General features: G+C 62.4%; 20 protein-coding genes. 15 read left to right on the top strand and 5 right to left on the bottom strand.

Annotation, left to right across the window (positions count from 1 at the left end):
- Positions 1-224: 224 nt before the first annotated feature.
- From cobA to AMK00_RS12680, 6 genes are all read left to right on the top strand, one after another.
- Positions 225-1,064: a uroporphyrinogen-III C-methyltransferase gene (cobA, locus tag AMK00_RS12705; protein WP_064810579.1), complete on the top strand. Its 840-nt coding sequence runs from the start codon at positions 225-227 to the stop codon at positions 1,062-1,064.
- Positions 1,061-2,368: a cobyrinate a,c-diamide synthase gene (locus tag AMK00_RS12700; RefSeq protein ID WP_064810578.1), complete on the top strand. Its 1,308-nt coding sequence runs from the start codon at positions 1,061-1,063 to the stop codon at positions 2,366-2,368. The genes cobA and AMK00_RS12700 overlap by 4 nt, the downstream gene beginning before the upstream one ends.
- Positions 2,365-3,372 (top strand): threonine-phosphate decarboxylase CobD, encoded by a 1,008-nt coding sequence (cobD, locus tag AMK00_RS12695; protein WP_064810577.1) that lies wholly within the window; start codon positions 2,365-2,367, stop codon positions 3,370-3,372. The genes AMK00_RS12700 and cobD overlap by 4 nt, the downstream gene beginning before the upstream one ends.
- A complete protein-coding gene (gene cbiB, locus AMK00_RS12690; protein ID WP_064803201.1) occupies positions 3,369-4,349 on the top strand; it encodes an adenosylcobinamide-phosphate synthase CbiB in 981 nt (326 codons plus the stop codon). The genes cobD and cbiB overlap by 4 nt, the downstream gene beginning before the upstream one ends.
- A gap of 92 nt (positions 4,350-4,441) precedes the next feature.
- Positions 4,442-4,642, top strand: coding sequence for an ECs_2282 family putative zinc-binding protein (locus AMK00_RS12685; RefSeq protein ID WP_064803200.1), 201 nt, complete (start codon positions 4,442-4,444; stop codon positions 4,640-4,642).
- Between the two features lie 150 nt (positions 4,643-4,792).
- A complete protein-coding gene (locus tag AMK00_RS12680; RefSeq protein ID WP_064803198.1) occupies positions 4,793-5,221 on the top strand; it encodes a L,D-transpeptidase in 429 nt (142 codons plus the stop codon).
- Positions 5,222-5,263: 42 nt separating this feature from the next.
- On the opposite strand, the gene AMK00_RS12675 is transcribed toward AMK00_RS12680, so the two are convergent.
- Positions 5,264-5,983 carry a Crp/Fnr family transcriptional regulator gene (locus AMK00_RS12675; RefSeq protein WP_064810576.1) on the bottom strand — a complete coding sequence of 240 codons (720 nt, stop codon included), beginning with the start codon at positions 5,981-5,983 and terminating at the stop codon, positions 5,264-5,266.
- A gap of 288 nt (positions 5,984-6,271) precedes the next feature.
- On the opposite strand from AMK00_RS12675, the gene AMK00_RS12670 reads away from it, so the two are divergent.
- The 7 genes from AMK00_RS12670 (at position 6,272) to AMK00_RS12640 (ending at position 12,770) form a co-directional block, all read left to right on the top strand.
- Positions 6,272-6,550 carry an acyl carrier protein gene (locus AMK00_RS12670; RefSeq protein ID WP_003540486.1) on the top strand — a complete coding sequence of 93 codons (279 nt, stop codon included), beginning with the start codon at positions 6,272-6,274 and terminating at the stop codon, positions 6,548-6,550.
- 117 nt (positions 6,551-6,667) lie between these two features.
- Positions 6,668-7,150 carry a 3-hydroxyacyl-ACP dehydratase FabZ family protein gene (locus tag AMK00_RS12665; protein ID WP_064803194.1) on the top strand — a complete coding sequence of 161 codons (483 nt, stop codon included), beginning with the start codon at positions 6,668-6,670 and terminating at the stop codon, positions 7,148-7,150.
- Positions 7,147-8,352, top strand: a complete 1,206-nt coding sequence (locus AMK00_RS12660) for a beta-ketoacyl-ACP synthase (protein WP_064810575.1) — start codon at positions 7,147-7,149, stop codon at positions 8,350-8,352. Before AMK00_RS12665 ends, AMK00_RS12660 begins: the two co-directional genes overlap by 4 nt.
- A 10-nt stretch (positions 8,353-8,362) precedes the next feature.
- Positions 8,363-9,649 carry a beta-ketoacyl-ACP synthase gene (locus AMK00_RS12655; protein ID WP_064810574.1) on the top strand — a complete coding sequence of 429 codons (1,287 nt, stop codon included), beginning with the start codon at positions 8,363-8,365 and terminating at the stop codon, positions 9,647-9,649.
- A 151-nt stretch (positions 9,650-9,800) separates the two neighbouring features.
- Positions 9,801-10,829: a zinc-binding dehydrogenase gene (locus AMK00_RS12650; protein WP_004669770.1), complete on the top strand. Its 1,029-nt coding sequence runs from the start codon at positions 9,801-9,803 to the stop codon at positions 10,827-10,829.
- 6 nt (positions 10,830-10,835) lie between these two features.
- Positions 10,836-11,768 (top strand): lipid A biosynthesis lauroyl acyltransferase, encoded by a 933-nt coding sequence (locus AMK00_RS12645; protein ID WP_064810573.1) that lies wholly within the window; start codon positions 10,836-10,838, stop codon positions 11,766-11,768.
- Positions 11,769-12,077: 309 nt separating this feature from the next.
- The gene (locus AMK00_RS12640) at positions 12,078-12,770 is read left to right on the top strand and encodes a PAS domain-containing protein (RefSeq protein ID WP_189637637.1); all 693 of its coding nucleotides are present in this window, start codon (positions 12,078-12,080) and stop codon (positions 12,768-12,770) included.
- A 6-nt stretch (positions 12,771-12,776) separates the two neighbouring features.
- On the opposite strand, the gene AMK00_RS12635 is transcribed toward AMK00_RS12640, so the two are convergent.
- The 3 genes from AMK00_RS12635 to AMK00_RS12625 form a co-directional block, all read right to left on the bottom strand.
- Positions 12,777-13,136 (bottom strand): VOC family protein, encoded by a 360-nt coding sequence (locus AMK00_RS12635; protein ID WP_004669769.1) that lies wholly within the window; start codon positions 13,134-13,136, stop codon positions 12,777-12,779.
- Positions 13,137-13,535 (bottom strand): hypothetical protein, encoded by a 399-nt coding sequence (locus tag AMK00_RS12630; RefSeq protein WP_064810572.1) that lies wholly within the window; start codon positions 13,533-13,535, stop codon positions 13,137-13,139.
- A gap of 69 nt (positions 13,536-13,604) precedes the next feature.
- Positions 13,605-14,396 carry a helix-turn-helix domain-containing protein gene (locus tag AMK00_RS12625; protein WP_064810571.1) on the bottom strand — a complete coding sequence of 264 codons (792 nt, stop codon included), beginning with the start codon at positions 14,394-14,396 and terminating at the stop codon, positions 13,605-13,607.
- 321 nt (positions 14,397-14,717) lie between these two features.
- On the opposite strand from AMK00_RS12625, the gene gndA reads away from it, so the two are divergent.
- The gene (gndA, locus tag AMK00_RS12620) at positions 14,718-16,169 is read left to right on the top strand and encodes an NADP-dependent phosphogluconate dehydrogenase (protein ID WP_189637602.1); all 1,452 of its coding nucleotides are present in this window, start codon (positions 14,718-14,720) and stop codon (positions 16,167-16,169) included.
- 58 nt (positions 16,170-16,227) lie between these two features.
- Here the strand turns inward: gndA and AMK00_RS12615 are convergent, their stop codons facing one another.
- The gene (locus AMK00_RS12615; protein WP_064810569.1) at positions 16,228-17,607 is read right to left on the bottom strand and encodes an FAD-binding oxidoreductase; all 1,380 of its coding nucleotides are present in this window, start codon (positions 17,605-17,607) and stop codon (positions 16,228-16,230) included.
- Between the two features lie 159 nt (positions 17,608-17,766).
- Between AMK00_RS12615 and AMK00_RS12610 the strand changes: the two genes are divergently transcribed.
- On the top strand, positions 17,767-18,384 hold the full coding sequence (locus AMK00_RS12610; RefSeq protein ID WP_064803174.1) for a class I SAM-dependent methyltransferase: 618 nt from the start codon (positions 17,767-17,769) through the stop codon (positions 18,382-18,384).
- The last annotated feature ends 6 nt before the right edge of the window (positions 18,385-18,390 follow it).

Below are 18,390 nucleotides of genomic sequence, written 5' to 3'. Positions count from 1 at the left end.
GCCGATTGCATTGTGTTTCGCCGCAGCAGGCGCCGACTTTGGCAACAATCTGTGCCATGGTCGATCGCTAGGGGTACTATCATAGTGTATTCATGTTGCTGCGGAGCTTTCCTGCGATCTCGAATCCGGCTGTTCGCAAAGTGATTCATCGTCATCTCAGCAACTTCAAGCAAGGTGGTGCGAGCGGCGTTGACCTTGGCTCTTGCTGGGCCTAGATCAACAAAATGTTGAATAGCATAGTCTCCCATTTGCCGGCCTTGGAGCCGGGCACCGTCTGGCTCGTCGGGGCCGGTCCGGGTGATCCGGGCCTGCTGACGCTCTTGGCCGCCAGGGGGCTCGCCGAGGCCGATGTGATCGTCCATGACGCGCTGGTCAATGAGGACTGTCTGAGGCTCGCGCACCCCGGCGCCGAACTCGAATATGCCGGCAAACGCGGCGGCAAACCCTCGGCTAAGCAGCGGGATATTTCGTTGCGCCTGGTGGAACTGGCGCGCGCCGGCAAGCGGGTGCTTCGGCTGAAGGGGGGCGATCCTTTCGTCTTCGGGCGCGGCGGCGAGGAGGCGCTGACGCTGGTCGAGCACAATATCCCGTTCCGCATCGTGCCGGGGATCACCGCCGGTATCGGCGGGCTTGCCTATGCCGGCATTCCCGTGACGCATCGCGAGATCAATCATGCGGTGACGTTTCTCACCGGCCATGATTCCTCCGGCATCGTGCCCGACAGGATCGACTGGGAAGCGATCGGCAAGGGTTCGCCCGTGATCGTCATGTACATGGCGATGAAGCATATCGCCCAGATCAGCGCCAACCTCATTGCGGCTGGCCGCTTGCCATCCGAGCCCGTGGCTTTCGTCTGCAATGCGGCGACCGGCGCGCAGCAGGTGCTGGAGACGACGCTTGGGCAGGCGACCGAGGCTGTCGCCGCCTCCGGGCTCGAGCCGCCGGCGGTGGTCGTCGTCGGCGAGGTGGTGCGGCTCCGAGTCTCGCTCGATTGGCTCGGCGCTCTCGCCGGACGACGCCTGCAGCCCGATCCGTTCCGCCAGTCCGGCCAGGTGCTGGCATGAGCGGCCTCCTGATCGCAGCTCCTTCTTCCGGTGCCGGCAAGACGACGGTGACGCTCGGCCTGCTCAGAGCCTTGCGTCGGCGCGGCATCGCGATCGCGCCCGGCAAGGCCGGCCCCGACTATATCGATCCCGCCTTCCATGCCGCCGCGAGCGGCACGCTGTGCCTGAATTTCGATCCCTGGGCGATGCGGACGGAGCTGATCTCGGCCAATGCGACGCTGCACCGCTCCGGCGACCGCATTCTCGTCGTCGAGGCGATGATGGGGCTGTTCGACGGGGCGGCCGACGGCAAAGGGACGGCAGCGGATCTGGCCGCCCAGCTCGGCCTTTCCGTGGTGCTGGTCGTCGACGCCTCACGCATGTCGCAATCGGTCGCGCCGCTGGTGGCCGGATTTGCCGGTTTCCGCGCCGATGTCCGCGTTGCGGGCGTCATCCTCAACAAGGTCGGCAGCGAACGGCACGAGGCGATGCTGCGTCAGGCGCTCGAGGCGATCCGCATGCCCGTGATCGCCGTGATCGGCAGCGACAAGGCGCTTGCCCTGCCGGATCGCCATCTCGGGCTTGTTCAGGCCGGTGAACATGCGAGCCTTGAAGGTTTCATCGAGCATGCGGCGGATGCCGTCTCCGAGGAATGCAATTTCGAGTTTCTGCTGCGCATCGCCAGGCAGGGCCTCAACCGGCCGTCGGCCGCCAATATCGATCGCCTGCCGCCGCTCGGCAGTCGCATTGCGGTGGCCCGCGATATCGCCTTTGCCTTTTCCTATGAGCACATGCTGCTTGGCTGGCGGCGGCGGGGAGCTGCGATTTCCTTCTTCTCGCCGCTCGCCGACGAGGTGCCGGCTGCCGATGCCGATGCTATCTATCTGCCCGGGGGGTATCCCGAACTGCATGCCGGAAAGCTCTCCCAGGCGCGGAATTTCCGCGCTGCCCTCCTCGATGCGGTGGCGCGCGGCATCCGGATCTATGGCGAGTGCGGCGGCTACATGGTGCTCGGCGAAGGGCTGATCGACGCAGAGGGCAAGCGTCACGAGATGCTCGGTCTGCTGCCCGTCGTCACCAGCTATGCCGCGCGCAAACGCCATCTCGGTTATCGCCACGTCATGCCGCTCGATCATGCGATCTTTCAGCGGGCGATGACGGCGCATGAATTCCACTATTCTACCCTCATTTCCGAAGGCGAGGGCGAGCGGCTGTTTCAGGTGCGGGATGCGCTCGGAACCGATCTCGGCCCGGCGGGGCTCCGGCGCGGGCAGGTGGCGGGTTCCTACATGCATCTGATCGATCTTGCCGGGATCTCCGCATGAGCGCGCTGATCGTTCACGGTGGCGGAGTTACTGCCGCTGCTGCCGCCTTTGGCGGCAGGCCGGAAGACTGGCTCGACCTTTCCACCGGGATCAATCCATGCCCGGCGGCCCTGCCGGAAATCCCGACAAGGGCCTGGCACCGCCTCCCGGACAGCCATCTGGTCGATGAGGCAAGGCGGACGGCGCGCGATTACTACGGGAGCGGCGAGATCCTGCCGCTGCCGGTGCCCGGCACGCAATCGGTGATCCAGCTTCTGCCGCGGTTGCTGACAACGGGTGAGGGCGCCAAGGTCGCCGTCGTGGCGCCGACCTATGGCGAGTATGCGCGCGCTTTTATTTCGGCCGGTTTTGCCGTCGATACCGTCGATCATGTCGCGGCGATCGGAACCGAGCATCGGCTTGCCGTCGTCGTCAATCCGAACAATCCCGATGGGCTGGCATGGCCTGTGGAAACGCTGATTGGCGTGCATGACAGGATGAAGGCGGTCAACGGACTTCTGGTTGTCGACGAAGCCTTCGGCGATGCCGATCCGGCGTTCAGTCTCGCGGGCCACGCGCAGAGGCTTTCCAATCTGGTGATCTTCCGCTCCTTCGGCAAGTTTTTCGGGCTCGCCGGTCTGCGGCTCGGCTTTGCGATTGCGCCTGACGATATTCTCAAGCGTTTCGAGGAGTGGCTCGGACCCTGGGCGGTTTCCGGACCGGCCCTTTCGATAGCGGGCTCGCTGCTGCGTTCGGACGTTTCCCCCATCCGCCGGCGCATCGATGAACGCCGCGCCGGGCTGCATGCGGTGCTGACCGGGCTCGGGCTGCAGATCACAGGGGGAACGGCGTTGTTTACCCTTGTCGACGATGCCAGGGCGAGCGACATTTACACGCATCTCTGCCGCCATCATATTCTCGTCCGCAAGTTCGACTATGCGCCCGCTTGGCTCCGTTTCGGGCTGACGCCCGATCCGGCGGCGGACCGGCGGCTTGGCGAAGTCCTTCAGAGATTTGAGCGATGACGATCGATCTAAACCTTCTCGTGCTGCTTCTGGCGCTGCTGCTCGACCGGATACTCGGCGATCCGCAATGGCTCTGGTCACGCGTGCCGCATCCCGTTGCGATTTTCGGAGCGGTGATCTCCTATGCCGACCAGCAGCTCAATCCTTCAAGCCTCACGGGGCATCAACGGCGGATGAACGGCGTTGCCGCCATCCTGGCGCTGCTGTTGCTGGCTGTGGCGGCAGGCTTCGTGTTCAACCGGTTTTTCGCGCTGTTCGGCCTCGGCGGCATCCTGCTGGAGACCGGGCTGGTGGCGATCTTTCTGGCGCAGAAGAGCCTTGCCGACCACGTCGCTGCCGTTGCCGTCGCCCTGCGTGAGGAGGGGCTTGCCGGTGGGCGGGCCGCCGTCGCCCGCATTGTCGGGCGCGACCCCGAGACGCTGGATGAGCCGGCCGTCTGCCGCGCGGCGATCGAAAGCCTTGCCGAGAACTTCTCCGATGGCGTCGTCGCGCCGGCGATTTGGTACGCTATCTTCGGCCTGCCAGGGCTTTTTGCCTACAAGATGCTGAACACGGCGGATTCGATGATCGGCCATAGATCGGAAAAATACATCGATTTCGGCTGGGCGGCCGCCCGGCTCGACGATGTCGCCAACTGGCCGGCCGCGCGCCTTTCCATCCTGCTGATTGCTGCCGGCGCCTGGATCCGGCGCGGCACCAGCGCCTGCCGCGAGGCGATCCGGGTGGCGATGCGCGACGGCGGTCTGCACCGTTCGCCGAATTCCGGCCGGCCGGAAGCGGCAATGGCTGGCGCGCTGAATGTCCAGCTCGCAGGACCGCGCATCTATGGCGGCGTGCTCGTTACCGAACCGATGATCAACAATCCTGGGCGCGATGTCGCGACATCCGGCGACATCGAAGACGGAGTCTCCGTGTATCAGGCGAGCTGCATGGTGCTTGCCGGCGTGACGTTCGGATTGTTTTTGTGCTTTCTGTGAGGGACTTGCGGCACAGCTCACGCCCCAGTGGACAGTCCTGCCGTAAAGCTTTATGCGAAACGCCTCATATCCATCAGACCGGAAGCAGAACGATGACAGTTCAGGTTGAACTACCGTGCCCGAAGTGCAAAAGCACCAAGATGAAATTCGAGCGTCCGGAGATCCGGGAGACGGACATCATAAGCTGCGCGGCCTGCGGCCATAATCTCGGCACCATGGCCTCCATCCGCGAAAGGATGAACAAGGCCTATCAGCAGCTCAAGCAAAGGCCGGCGGCGCGCAAGCTTCAGTGAGACAGAGCGGCCGTCCTGCGGCGCTTAAACCCGTCATTGCCCTGTTAGAATTGTGATTACCATTCGGGTTAAAGCTATATAATCAAGTATCGTCGTAGTCTCTCTGTCGTGAGGGCGCAATCAAATGCGCGGGTGCGAAGAGGGGTTATCATGAAGACGATTTTTGCCGCCGCGGCGGCAAGCTTATTGCTGCAGTTTTCTCCGGTTGCGGCTGAAGCAGCGACGCTGGTTGCCAATATCAGTATCGGCAAACAGACGATGACCGTCACCGAGGACGGCTTCGTCAAATATCGCTGGAAGGTTTCGACCGCGCGCAATGGTTATGTCACGCCCACCGGCTCCTGGAGCGCCAAATGGCTGTCGCGCGATCACCGTTCGCGCAAATACGACAATGCGCCGATGCCGTATGCTGTATTTTTCAACGGCGGTTACGCCGTTCACGCCACTTTCGATCTGAAGCGACTCGGCACACCGGCCTCGCATGGCTGCGTTCGCCTGCATCCTGACAATGCGGCCGAGTTCTTCTCACTGGCGCGGCAGGCGGGTCTTGCCAATACCCGCGTCGTCATCACGCGCTGATCCCGGATCAGCGCCTGAATCCGAATTCGACGTGTGATCGCGTTAGGCGCTGATCCTTTCCAGCTCATCCAGATCGGGAATGACGATATGTCTGGAGTTCTCGATCAGGATAACACCCCGCTTGCGCAGCCTTGTCATTTGCCGGCTGACGGTTTCGATCGTCAGCCCGAGAAAATCGGCGATCTCGGCGCGCGATAACGGCAAATCGAAGGCCGTGCTGACGGCGGTTTGCGGCTCGGCATGGGTTGCAATGAGGTGGAGCAGGCTTGCAACCTTCTCCTCCGCCGTGCGGCGGCCGAGCGTCAGCATCCAGTCGCGCGCGGCGTCCAGCTCGTTGAGCGCCTGATCGTGCAGCCTGCGCTGCAGCTCCGGCGTCTCCGCGATCATGCGGTCGAGCAGGTTGCGCGGGAAGACACAAATTTCGGCGTCGGTTGCCGCCTCCGCCGATAGTGTGCTTTCGCGGACGAAGGGCCTGCCGACGAAATCGGGAGCGAACTGCAGGCCGACGATCTGCTGGCGTCCGTCCGGCATCATCTTGCAGAGCTTCACCACGCCGCGCATGATGTTCGAATAAAACGAACTTTCCGATCCTTGCGCAACGATCTCCGAGCCGGCCTCGATCTTGCGGCGCAGGGAGTGGCGGTTGAGCTCCTTCAACTGAGCGTTCGACAGGGCGCCGCAGACGACGCCGTGCCGCGCCTGACAGGAACGACATGCGACGGGCGTGCCTGTCTCGAAAATCTCGCTGCTGGCAACGTCCATCGTCGTGATCCTTCAAAAAGCCGGACATGCTGGAACGCGATCGCAATTCCTTCCAGCGCAGCTTGATGATTATCAAATGCCAGCGCGCATAATTTGATCCAGATCAAAGACTGGTGCGGATGGTGGACAGCCGCATCCTGTTTTCGGCGCCTGCATTCGCCGGCGTTCCATTGCTGTTTAGGCAACACCTTATTGTCAATTTGCCGTAACGCCCGGACGAAAGCATTGGCTTTTGAAAAGGATTTGCCTATGAGGGGGTTTAAATCGTCATTTCATGAGGTACAGCGCGTGACCGCTACATTCGATAAAGTTGCCGACATTATTGCAGAAACCAGCGAGATCGATCGCGCCACGATCACGCCGGAGAGCCATACGATCGACGACCTCGGTATCGACAGCCTCGATTTTCTCGACATCGTCTTTGCGATCGACAAGGAATTCGGCATCAAGATTCCGCTCGAAAAGTGGACGCAGGAGGTCAACGAAGGCAAGGTTTCTACGGAAGAATATTTCGTGCTGAAGAACCTCTGCGCCAAGATCGACGAGCTTAAAGCGGCCAAGGCCTGAGCGACACACCAGTCTTTTTTGAACGCCCTGCCGCCCTGACTATGGCGGCTGGGCGGTTTCGTTCCTAACTAGGCGTCACCGGTGGGCGGATCTTGCCCGTCGGGCCGGAGGATCCGAATGCTGCTGGAATATTTCCAGATGATTGACCGCGTCGAAGCGGTGGACCTGAAGAAGGGCACGCTTGCGGCGCGATCCGTCGTGCCGGCCAAAAGCCCCGTCTTCGAGGGCCATTTTCCCGGCATGCCGCTCGTTCCCGGCGTGTTGCTGATAGAGACCATGGCGCAGGCCTCCGGCATGCTGGTGCTTGCCGCAACCGATTTCGCCGCCATGCCCTTCCTGATGTCGGTCGACGGCGCCAAGATGCGCACCTTCGTCGAGCCGGAGGCCGTGCTCGACATCGAGGCGGTGCTGGAGCACGACGGTTCGGGCTTCGCGGTCACTAAGGCCAAGATCACCAGCGGCGGCAAGAAGGTCTGCGACGCGCAGCTGAAACTGCGCACCATGCCCTTCAGCGAGGTTCCGCTCGGCGATATCGTGAAAAAACGCGCCGGCGAGGTCGGGCTTCTCGAGGCGATCGCAGCGCAGGGAGTGATTGGATGAGCAAGGCCGCAAACGACGTCGTCATTTCTGGCGTCGGCATCGTCACCTGTCAGGGCGTCGGCAAGGATGCGCATATCGCGCTGCTTTCGGCCGAAAGGGCACCGAAGGCGATCGTCGAGACCGAAAAATTCAAGCCCTATCCGGTGCATCCGCTGCCGGAGATCGACTGGTCGCAGCAGATCGCCAAGCGTGGCGACCAGCGCCAGATGGAAAACTGGCAGCGCATCGGCGTGTTCGCAGCGGGGCTCGCGCTCGACGATGCCGGCTTCAAGGACAATATCGAGGCCTGCGGCACGATGGATATGATCGTGGCGGCCGGCGGCGGCGAACGCGACATCAACGTCGATACGCTGATCGTCGACGAGGGCCTGAAGCGCAACGACCGCGAGCTGCTGCTGAACGAGAAGCTGACGACGGAACTCCGGCCGACGCTCTTCCTGGCGCAGCTTTCCAACCTGCTCGCCGGCAACATTTCCATCGTTCACAAGGTCACCGGCTCGTCGCGCACCTTCATGGGCGAGGAAGCCTCAGGCGTTTCCGCCGTCGAGACGGCGTTCTGGCGGATTCGCTCCGGCGAATCCACCCATGCGCTTGTCGGCGGCGCCTTTGCTGCCGAGCGCCCCGACATGATCCTGCTGACCGAGGCGATAGGCGCGCATACGCGCGGCGAGTGGGCGCCGCTCTGGTCGCGCTCCGGCCTCGAGGGCGGCGGCATGATCACCGGTTCGGCCGGTGCCTTCCTGGTGCTGGAATCGCGCAAGCATGCGGAAGAGCGCGGCGCGCATATCTATGCGACGATCAGCGCCGTCGAAGGCGATCGCGGCAATCGCAGCGCCGGCAATTTCGAGGTGCGCATGGAGCGGCTGCTAAAGCCTGCCGCCGAGCTGCCGGCGGAGAGCACAGCGATCTTCTCCGGCTCGACCGGCATGCATGAGATCGCAGCCCGCGAAAAGGCGGTGCTGGAGCATCAGCTTCCCGGCGCTGCCATCCGCGGCTTCGGCGGTGTGTCCGGTCACACGATCGAGGCGCAGTTCCCGCTGGGGCTGGCGCTCGCAGCCCTTGCCATCGATGCCAATGCCAAGGTCCCGCCGTTCGATGCCGCCCATGAAGCGCCAATGAAGGCAGGTACGAAGGCTGCTGTCGTCACGACAGTCGGTCACCAGCGCGGCGAGGGCGTCGCCGTTCTTTCTGCTGAGGCGTGAGGAGACAGATATGACGGATTCTGCTTACAAGGATCATCTCGGCCGGCCGATCGTCGCAGTGACCGGCATGGGCATCATCACCTCGCTCGGCCAGGGCCTGAAGGACAATTGGGCAGCCCTTTCCTCCGGCACCTCGGGCATCCACGCAATCAACCGTTTTCCCACAGAAGGCCTGTCCACACGGATCGCCGGCACCGTCGATTTTATCGACATTCCGGTGCCGAACGCCGTCGAGCGCTCCTATGCCTTCGCGCGCGAGACGACCATCGAGGCATTGGCCGACGCCGGTCTCTCAGGCGATTTCAACGGCCCGCTGTTCCTTGCCGCGCCGCCGATCGAGCCCGAATGGAGCGCCCGTTTCGAACTTGCCGACCGTTCGCCGGCGGCCGACCATCCGGGTGACGCCTACGAGCGCTTCTTGACGGCGCTGCGCCAACGGCCGGACCCGGCGTTCCACGAAGCGGCCCTGTTCGGCGCGATTTCCGAGCGCCTCGCAGACCGGTTCGGTACGCGCGGCCTTCCCGTGACCTTGTCGACGGCCTGCGCCTCCGGCGTCACTGCGATCCAGCTCGGCATCGAAGCGATCCGCCAGGGTCGCACCGACCGCGCGCTGACCGTTGCGACGGACGGATCGCTGAGCGCCGAAGCGCTGATCCGCTTCTCGCTGCTGTCTGCCCTTTCGACGCAGAACGATCCGCCGACCAAGGCCTCCAAGCCGTTCAGCAAGGACCGCGACGGCTTCGTCATCGCGGAGGGTGCCGCGACGCTGGTGCTGGAATCGCTGGAATCGGCGGTTGCCCGCGGCGCCAAGGTGCTCGGCATTATGAAGGGCGCCGGCGACAAGGCCGACAGCTTCCACCGCACCCGGTCGTCGCCCGACGGCGGCCCGGCCATCGCGACGATCCGCGCGGCCCTTGCTGATGCTGGCATCGACGAGAGCGGCATCGGCTATATCAACGCGCATGGCACCTCGACTCCTGAAAACGACAAGATGGAATATGGCTCGATGTCCGCCGTCTTCGGTGAGAAGCTTGTCGGCATTCCGGTGTCGTCCAACAAGTCGATGATCGGCCATACGCTGACGGCTGCAGGCGCGGTCGAGGCGGTGTTCTCGCTGCAGACGATGCTGACGGGCACGCTGCCGCCAACGATCAACTACACCAATCCCGATCCGTCGATCGTGCTCGATGTCGTGCCGAACAAGAAGAGGGAGGCCCAGGTTTCGGCCGTGCTTTCCAACTCCTTCGGCTTCGGCGGGCAGAATGCCAGCCTTGTCATGGCGCTCGAACCGGCATAGAGACCCTCCTTGATTTTGGGACGAAGTGGTTTTTGACGTCATCCTCGGGCTTGTCCCGAGGATCTACTTGCGTCACTCAATGACCGCTGGCAGATGCTCGGGACAAGCCCGAGCATGACGACGATCCATGTAGAAGAAAGAACTATATATTATGCGCGCGCTGCAACTGATCGATGACCGCAAGCTTGAGATCACCGACCTGCCGGAACCGGATGCACCGGCAGCCGGCGAGGTGACGCTGCGGGTCAAGGCCGTGGCGCTCAACCATATCGACGTCTGGGGCTGGCGCGGCATGGCGTTTGCCAAGCGCAAGATGCCGCTCGTCATCGGCGCGGAAGCCTCCGGCGTCGTCGAGGCGATCGGGCCCGGTGTCGCCAACGTGCTGCCGGGTCAGTTGGTCTCGATCTATGGCGCGCGCACCTGCGGGCTCTGCCGCCCCTGCCGGGAAGGCCGCGATAATCTCTGCGAACACGTTTCCGGCGTGCACGGCTTTCATCTCGACGGCTTTGCGCAAGAGAAGGTCAACCTTCCCGCGCGCCTGCTCGTTCCGGCTCCTCCCGGAGTCGATGCGATCGGTGCGGCGCTCGCGCCCGTCACCTTCGGCACGGTCGAGCATATGCTGTTCGACAATGCCAAGCTCGAGCCCGGTGAAACGATCCTCGTCCATGCCGGCGGCTCCGGCATCGGCACGGCGGCAATCCAGCTTGCCAAGAAGATCGGCTGCACCGTCATCACCACCGTCGGCTCCGACGACAAGATCGAGAAGGCCAAGGCGCTCGGCGCCGATCACGTCATCAACTACCGCACCGACCGCTTTGAGGGCGTGGTGCGCAAGCTCACCAAGAAGAAGGGCGTCGACGTCGTTTTCGAACATGTCGGGAAGGATACCTGGGCGGGTTCGATGCTCTGCATGAAGCGCGGCGGGCGGCTTGTCACCTGCGGCTCGACCTCCGGTGTTTCGACCGAAATGAACCTGATGATGCTGTTCCAGCAGCAATTGAAACTGCTCGGCTCCTTCGGCTGCCGCATGGAGAATATGGCTGATGCCATGCAGAAGATGGGCCGCGGGCTCGTCCATCCCGTCATCGACACCGAAGTCGGCTTCGACGATATCGACCGGGCGCTGGAGCGGATGGAATCGCGCCAGATCTTCGGCAAGATCATCCTGAAGATGGATTGACCTGACGTGAAGCTGATCATCACCCGGCTCGTCCTGGCGCTCAGGAATTTCCAGCAATGGCTGGTGGCGCAGGCGATGTTCGGCTTCCTGAACCTGCTGAAGCTGTTTCCGGCCGACGGCGCGATCCGCTTTGCCGACAGGGTGATGCGCCGCCTCGGCCGGCGGACCCGCCGCCACAAGCTGATGCTGACCAATCTGCGCAACGCCTTTCCCGAGAAGAGCGAGGCCGAGATCGAGAAGATCGCGCTCGCCAGCTGGGGCAATATGGGAAGGCTCGCGGCCGAATATGTCTTCCTCGACCAGCTGTTCGACTATGATCCCGAAAAATCGGAACCGGGCAGGGTGGAGGTCTCGGGCATTCCGATCTTCCTCGACCTGCGCGACAATCCGCGCCCCTTTATCGTGTTCACCGGCCACACCGCCAATTTTGAGCTGCTGCCGGTGGCGGGTGCTGCCTTCGGACTGACGGTGACCGTGCTCTTCCGGCCGCCGAATAACCCTTACGTCGCCAAGAAGGTGTTCGACTTCCGCAGCGCCCGCATGGGCAAGCTGGTGCCGTCTCATGCCGGTTCCTCCTTCGCGCTGGCGCGTCAGCTGGAAGCCGGCCAGGGCGTGGGCGTGCTCGTCGACCAAAAATTCGGCAAGGGGCTGAAGGGCACCTTCTTCGGGCGTGAGGTGAAGACCAATCCGTTGCTGCCGAAGCTGGTGCGCCAGTTCGGTTGCGAGGTCTATCCGGCGCGCTGCATCCGCCTGCCGGGAAACCGCTACCGCCTGGAAATCGAGCCGCGGCTGGAGATGCCGCGCGACGAAAGAGGCAATCTCGACCTGCCGGCAGCGGCCCAGCTGCTCAACGACAAGGTCGAGAGCTGGGTGCGGGAATATCCGGAACAGTGGCTCTGGTATCACGACCGCTGGCAGATCAAGAAGACGCTCGCTTAGAGCCTTTCCTGGTTAGATTGAAGCATTCTGTTGGCTCAAACGGAGTCGGATGGTCGCCAATCGCCTCTGCCCTGACGAAAACCTGCTCCGGCAGAATGCTTCAATCTAACTAGGAAAGGCTCTAAGAAGGTCCACCCCCCATTTATCAGCGGTGAAAAGCGGCAGGTGCTCTCGGATTGAAACCGAGTACACTTCATGTTACCCGTCACCACCATGGCGCGAGTAAAATCTACCGGAAGGCGCATTTTCGCACGTGCACCATCCCGGTTATTGGACACGCCGCTTGGGACAATGGGAGTGAGAGGCGTCTTGCTGGAGCTATTTCGAGCCTTTTCCTTGCGTTACGCGCAAATAGAGGAAGCCATACGCCTCGGCGACGATCAGCGCGTCATGTCGCTCGATCGGCATGTCGAGCCACTGGTCGAGGCGATCCTGGCATGCAAGGCCGCCAATCTGCTGGAAGTGTATATGCAACTGCAGTTCGTCAGCCATCTCATCGCCCGGGATGCCGACGACAGCGCCAGCGTCCGAGAACACACGACGGTGCTTTCCTACCTGCTTGATCGCTATTTCGGCACGCATGGGCCGGACTGGCGGGTGCCTTCGCCGCAGGATGTGCGAATCGAGCCGCCCGCAGCCTACGTGCCCGACACCGACAACGGCCAGTTTCTCAATGCGGCGATCCTCGAAAGCCTGCCCGATCGGGTGGCGGTGCTGACCAGGGACTATCGCTATCTCTATTCCAATGCGGCCGACAGCGCTCATCTGGACAGAAAGCCGATGGATCTCATCGGCCACCATATTTCCGAATTCATCGGCGAAGAACGCTTTGCCGGATGCGCCAGGCATAAACTGGATGCCTGCTTTGCCGGCGAGCAGATCGACTACACCTATGAGCGGGCGACTGGCGCTGGATCATCGCGGCAGGTGCGCTGTCGCATGTCGCCGCTGCGCGATGCCGGCGGCACGGTGATCGGTGCTCTGATCGTGATGGATCGGTGATCGAACTTATGCAGTCGCCCAGACGGCGAGCTCGTAACCGTCTCGATCGAGGAAATGGAAGCGGCGGCCGCCGGGAAAATCGGTGATCGGCCGGCAGATCGTGCCGCCGGCCCTTTCGACCGACGTCAGCACCTCCTCCAGATCATTGGCGTAGACGACAACAAGCGGCCCTCCTGGCCGCACAGGTCCGAAATCGGTAAAGCCGCCCTTCAAACGGCCATCGTCGAATTCGCAGTAGTTCGGCCCGTAATCGGTGAAACGCCAGCCGAAGGCCGAGCCATAAAAGGCCTTGGCGGCAGCGATGTCGGCGACGTTGAACTCGACATAATCAATGCGGCGGTCGTGGTTTTCTGACTTATCGGCCATCTATCTCTCCATCAGGGCTTTCAGCATGGCGAGGTCCTTCTCGACATGGGCGGCATCGGCGGAAAACTGCGCGTCGGTCATGCCGGGCAGGCGCAGCAGCGTAAACATGATCTCGCAACCATCACCGTTCGGCACGATGCGCAATGCATTATAGACCCGAAGACCGGATTCGATCGTCACCGTATGGTCGATCACGCCGAATTCATTGGCGGGCACGAAGCTGACTTTGATGGTGCCGAAAGGGCCATGGGCGATCCAATCGGCGCCATTGGGCTCGAGACCGGTCGCAAGGCCGGAGGCCCAGAGCGGCATGTTCTCCGGCTTGCCGGCGAAGTCGTAGACGTCGCGCCAGTCACGCTCGATCGATTGGTGGATGATTCTTGCGGGCATAGTCGACATGGCTTGCAGGTCCTTGATCTTGGTCGAGCGAGAATAACAGCCCGATCCGCGGCGTCTTGAACAAAACGGTCAGTCCGGCATTTCCCGTGCGTTGAGTTGATCGAGAATGACGCCAGGCGTCAGGCATGAAAGTTCGCCGACCTCGCGCGTCATGTGGGCTTGATCGGCAAAGCCCGCTTCCAGCGCAAGATGGGCCAGCGGCATCGCGTGCGATCTGCGACAGAGGTCGAGGAAACGCTGGAATCGGCGGATGCGTTCCAGCGTCTTGGCGCCGTAGCCGAAATGCTGGTGGCAGCGGCGGCGCAGCTGTCTTTCGCTGATGTCGAGCCGGTGGCGCAGCCTGGATGCCGGGCAGCCGCTGTCGGCGGCGGCAAAGATCACCGCGGCGTCCGCGGCGGGCTCCTCCTCCTCGCGCGCGGCCTCTTCGAGCAGTCGGGCGAACAACGTCATCGCGTCCGCAGCGGCGGGACAATCTTGCAGCCGCGCCTCAAAATCGGCCGTGTCCGTCCAGCCGATATCGCTAAGCCGCACCGAGCAGCCGACCAGCGCCGAGAGCGGCGTTTTCAGCCAGGGTGCGGCGGCGCCCGGTGCAAACCGCGCACCAATGACGGTCGTGCCCGGCCGGATGAGGGGAAAGGCCGCCGTCCTGTCAGGCCCGGCAACGACCAGCCGACCGCCGATCCAAAGCAGATCGCAGTAGCCGTCCGGGACGATCGCCACCGTTGCCGGCGGTCCATCGTGAAGCGAATGCGACCAGAGCCGGCTGAAATGGCGCCGCAGCGCCGGCGGCGGCGCATATTCGCGATAGCGGCCGGCGCGGGCCGCCAGGAGAATTCCACAGTTTCGTTTTTCCGTTGCCACGCGACATCTCCCGAACGGCCTATGATACCATGAGATAGGACATTACAGATGCGCGAGAGCATGATGCCGAAAAGTGTGAGCGGTTTTCGGGCGACATCATGCTCTAACTCTTTAATTTAGAACAGGATTCAGATTTTAGGCCGACCGGGCCCAAAATCATCCTGTTCTAGGGCAGGTCACACCACATCGCTGCCTGCCGATCAGATGGCAGCTTGTCGGACAAGCCGGCATTGGAAGCTTCATTTCATTGGCTTTTGCGAACCGATTAGACCCTTGGCAGACTTGCCGTTTGAGCAAGACAGTGCCACAACACCGGTCCAAATGACACATCGGAGGTTTGTCGTGGAAAAGGCAGAAATCGGACTGATCGGCCTTGCGGTCATGGGCTCCAACCTGGCGCTCAACATCGCGGAGAAAGGCAATAAAATCGCGGTCTTCAACCGCACGCCTGAGAAAACCGATGAATTCTACGAAAGCGCCGGCGATCTGAAGAAGCAGATCATTCCCTGCAAGACCATCGAAGAGTTCGTCGATGCGATCCGGCCGCCGCGTCCGATCATCATCATGATCAAGGCCGGTGAGGCCGTCGACCAGCAGATGGAGGCGCTGCGCCCGCGTCTCTCCAAGGGCGACATCATGATCGATGCCGGCAACGCCAATTTCCGCGACACCGTCGCCCGCTTCGACCGCCTCAAGAATACCGATCTCACCTTCATCGGCATGGGTGTTTCCGGCGGCGAAGAGGGTGCGCGCCACGGACCGTCGATCATGGTCGGCGGCACCGAAGAATCCTGGAAGCGCGTCGAGAAGGTACTGACCTCGATTGCCGCCCGCTACAATGACGAGCCCTGCGTCGCCTGGCTCGGCAATGACGGCGCCGGCCATTTCGTCAAGACTATCCATAACGGCATCGAATATGCCGACATGCAGATGATCGGCGAAATCTACGGCATCCTGCGCGACGGCCTCGGGAAGAGCGCCTCCGACATCTCCGGCATCTTCGGCGAGTGGAACAAGGGCCGGCTGAACTCCTACCTGATCGAGATCTCCGAAAAGGTGCTTGCGGCGACCGATCCGGTTTCCGGCGGCCCGATGGTCGACATGATCCTCGACAAGGCAGGCCAGAAGGGCACCGGCAAATGGTCGGCCATCGAAGCGCAGAACATGGGCATTCCGGCAACGGCGATCGAAGCCGCGGTCGCGGCCCGCAGCCTTTCCTCGATGAAATCGCAGCGCGAAGCCGCCGAAAAGATTTTCGGCACGCAGGCCGTATCCTTCCCGATCGCCTACGGTCCCGAACTCAACAAGGATCTGGAACTGGCGCTGTTTGCCGCCAAGATCGGCGCCTATGCGCAGGGCTTCGCCGTGATGGCGGAAGCTTCCAAGGAGTTCAACTGGTCGCTGCCGATGCCTGTTATCGCGAAGATCTGGCGCGCCGGCTGCATCATCCGCTCGCAGTTCCTCGACGAGATCACCAAGGCTTTCACCGATGCGCCCGATGCGGCGAACCTCATCGTCACGCCGGCCTTCTCGTCCATGGTCAAGGAATCGATCCCGGCGCTTCGCCGCGTCGTGATCGCCGCTCTCGCCGCCGGTCTGCCGGTGCCGGCGCTGACCTCGGCGCTCACCTATTTCGACGCCTACCGCCAGGGCAGGGGAACGGCCAACCTCATCCAGGCCCAGCGCGACTTCTTCGGCGCCCACGGCTTCGACCGCCTCGATGGCAAGGATTTCCACCACGGCCCCTGGGGCAGCGGTGCCGCGACCTTCTGAGATTTGCCAAAATGATTGAGGAAAAGCCCGGCCGTCGCGCCGGGCTTTTCAATGATGGCTACGCTGTCGGTTTGATGTTCTGGTTCAGACAGAACATATTCATCGGGTCGTATTTGTTTTTGAGTTCAACAAGCCGCTGATAATTTGGCCCGTAGGCTGCCTTGATCCGCTCCTGGCCTTCTTCGCCGAGATTGTTGACATAGACGGCGCCCGTCGAGTGCGGCCTGATCGCCGCCCAGGCCTCGCGAACCCAGCTGATGTTCTCCTGGTCCTTGGCAGGGTCGTCCCATATGGCAATTGGAAAGCAGTCGAATTCGGCGTTCCTGCACGCATAGGCCGCCTCTGACACCGGGATGCGAGAGATCGCACCCCCGACCTGCTGGAAAACGAGCAGCGCGTTCTCATTCGGCGCCCTCCGGTAGACATCCAACAAAACGTCGATCGCATCCTCGGTCAATTCGCGCATGAACTGCGCTTTCCAGGAATAACGGCGCCCTGTCCTGAAAACGGCGTCTCCGGCTGACTGTACCTGCAGGTACGGGACTCTAGCGAGGCGCACGTCCGCCGCAGTGCCTTCGGCATAGTCGAGCAGCGGCGCCAGTATCTGCTCCGCTTTGCCGGACGGGCCGGAATAAAAAATCGCGATGCTGAACAGACGTTCGCCTGCCGATGTAACGAAAGCTGCATCGAGGCTGAGCTGATCCGGCGCCGCTGTCGCGAAGCTATCATAGAATCTCAGCGCCTCGCGCGCACGGGGTTCCAGAAAAGTAACCGCCCCGGCAAGGACCTCTGTCCCAATCTCGTGAAGCCGATACTCGAATCTGGTGACGACGCCGAAATTGCCGCCGCCGCCACGCAGTCCCCAGAAAAGATCGGGATTTTCGCTCGCGCTCGCCTGCAGGACACGGCCGTCCGCGGTGACGATTTCCGCCGACAACAGATTGTCGCAGGCCAACCCGTAACGACGACCGAGCTTGCCGAAGCCGCCTCCAAGGGTCAGCCCGGCAATACCGGTATCGCCATTGACGCCCATGGTTGTCGCCAAGCCGAAGGCCTGCGTCGCGCTGTCGAATTCCGCCAGCGTCAGGCCTGCTTCCACGGCAGCGACGCGCCTGGTGTCGTCAACCAGCCTGCTCTTCATTCGAGACAGGTCGATGACCAGTCCGCCTTCGCACACAGAATTGCCGGCAACATTGTGCCCGCCGCTGCGCACCGACAGCGGCACATTATTTTCTCGCGCGAGGGATATGGCTGCAACAACGTCATCGACCCCGGTGCAATAGGCGATTGCAGCAGGGCGCTTGTCGACGAGGCCGTTCCATACGCGCCGGGCTTGTTCGAAGCCGGGATCGCCCGGCAGCACAAGCTCTCCACGAAGCAGGCGACCAAGGCCGGCCAAGTTTTGAGGTAGACCGCTGGTGGTTGCAACGGGCGTCATGGCATCGACCGCATTTCATTGCTCCCCTGTCGACCAGCTACAGCCTCTCATGAAGTCACGAGCCTCGCAACTCGAAGAAAACAGTGATTGCCGGGGACGTCTCAATCCTTACATGTTGATCGGTCAGGATGGGGTTCAGCGAGCGATGAGGATGTCGAAATGGCTGATGCAAAGCGGGAGCATTGGGACGAGGTCTACCGCACGAAAGCCGCAGACTGCGTCAGCTGGTATCAGCCGACACCGGAGCCCTCGCTGCGCGCGCTTGACGAACTGCAGCTGCCGGTCAAGGCCTCGTTGATCGATGTCGGCGGCGGCGCCTCGAGCCTTGTCGATCGTCTCGTCGAGCGCGGGTGGTCCGATCTGACCGTTCTCGATATCGCCGCATCGGGACTCGATGTCGCGAAGGCGCGGTTGCGGGATGAAGCCATCAAGGTTGTCTGGGTGGTGGCCGATGTCACCGAATGGAGACCGGATCGCCAATACGACGTATGGCACGACCGCGCCGTTTTTCACTTCCTCACCGAGGCGGAACAGCGGCTTGCCTACCACCAAGCGCTCGAAGCCGGCACAGTGCCGGGCAGCGCGGTGATCATCGCGACCTTCGCGCCGGACGGGCCGGAACGATGCAGCGGCTTGCCGGTCCGGCGTTATGACGCGGCAGCGCTGGCGGCGGAGTTCTCGCCCGCCTTCATACTGGAGCGCGACTGGCGCGAGGAGCATGCGACGCCCGGCGGCGGCCGGCAGTCTTTCCAATGGTGTGTTCTTCACAGGCGCTGAGATGCG

Origin of the sequence: Rhizobium sp. N621 (assembly GCF_001664325.1) — a bacterium.
GTDB classification, from domain to species: Bacteria; Pseudomonadota; Alphaproteobacteria; order Rhizobiales; family Rhizobiaceae; genus Rhizobium; species Rhizobium esperanzae.
The sequence above is the reverse complement of the archived record's forward strand: the minus strand, read 5'-3'. Positions and strand labels throughout refer to the sequence as shown.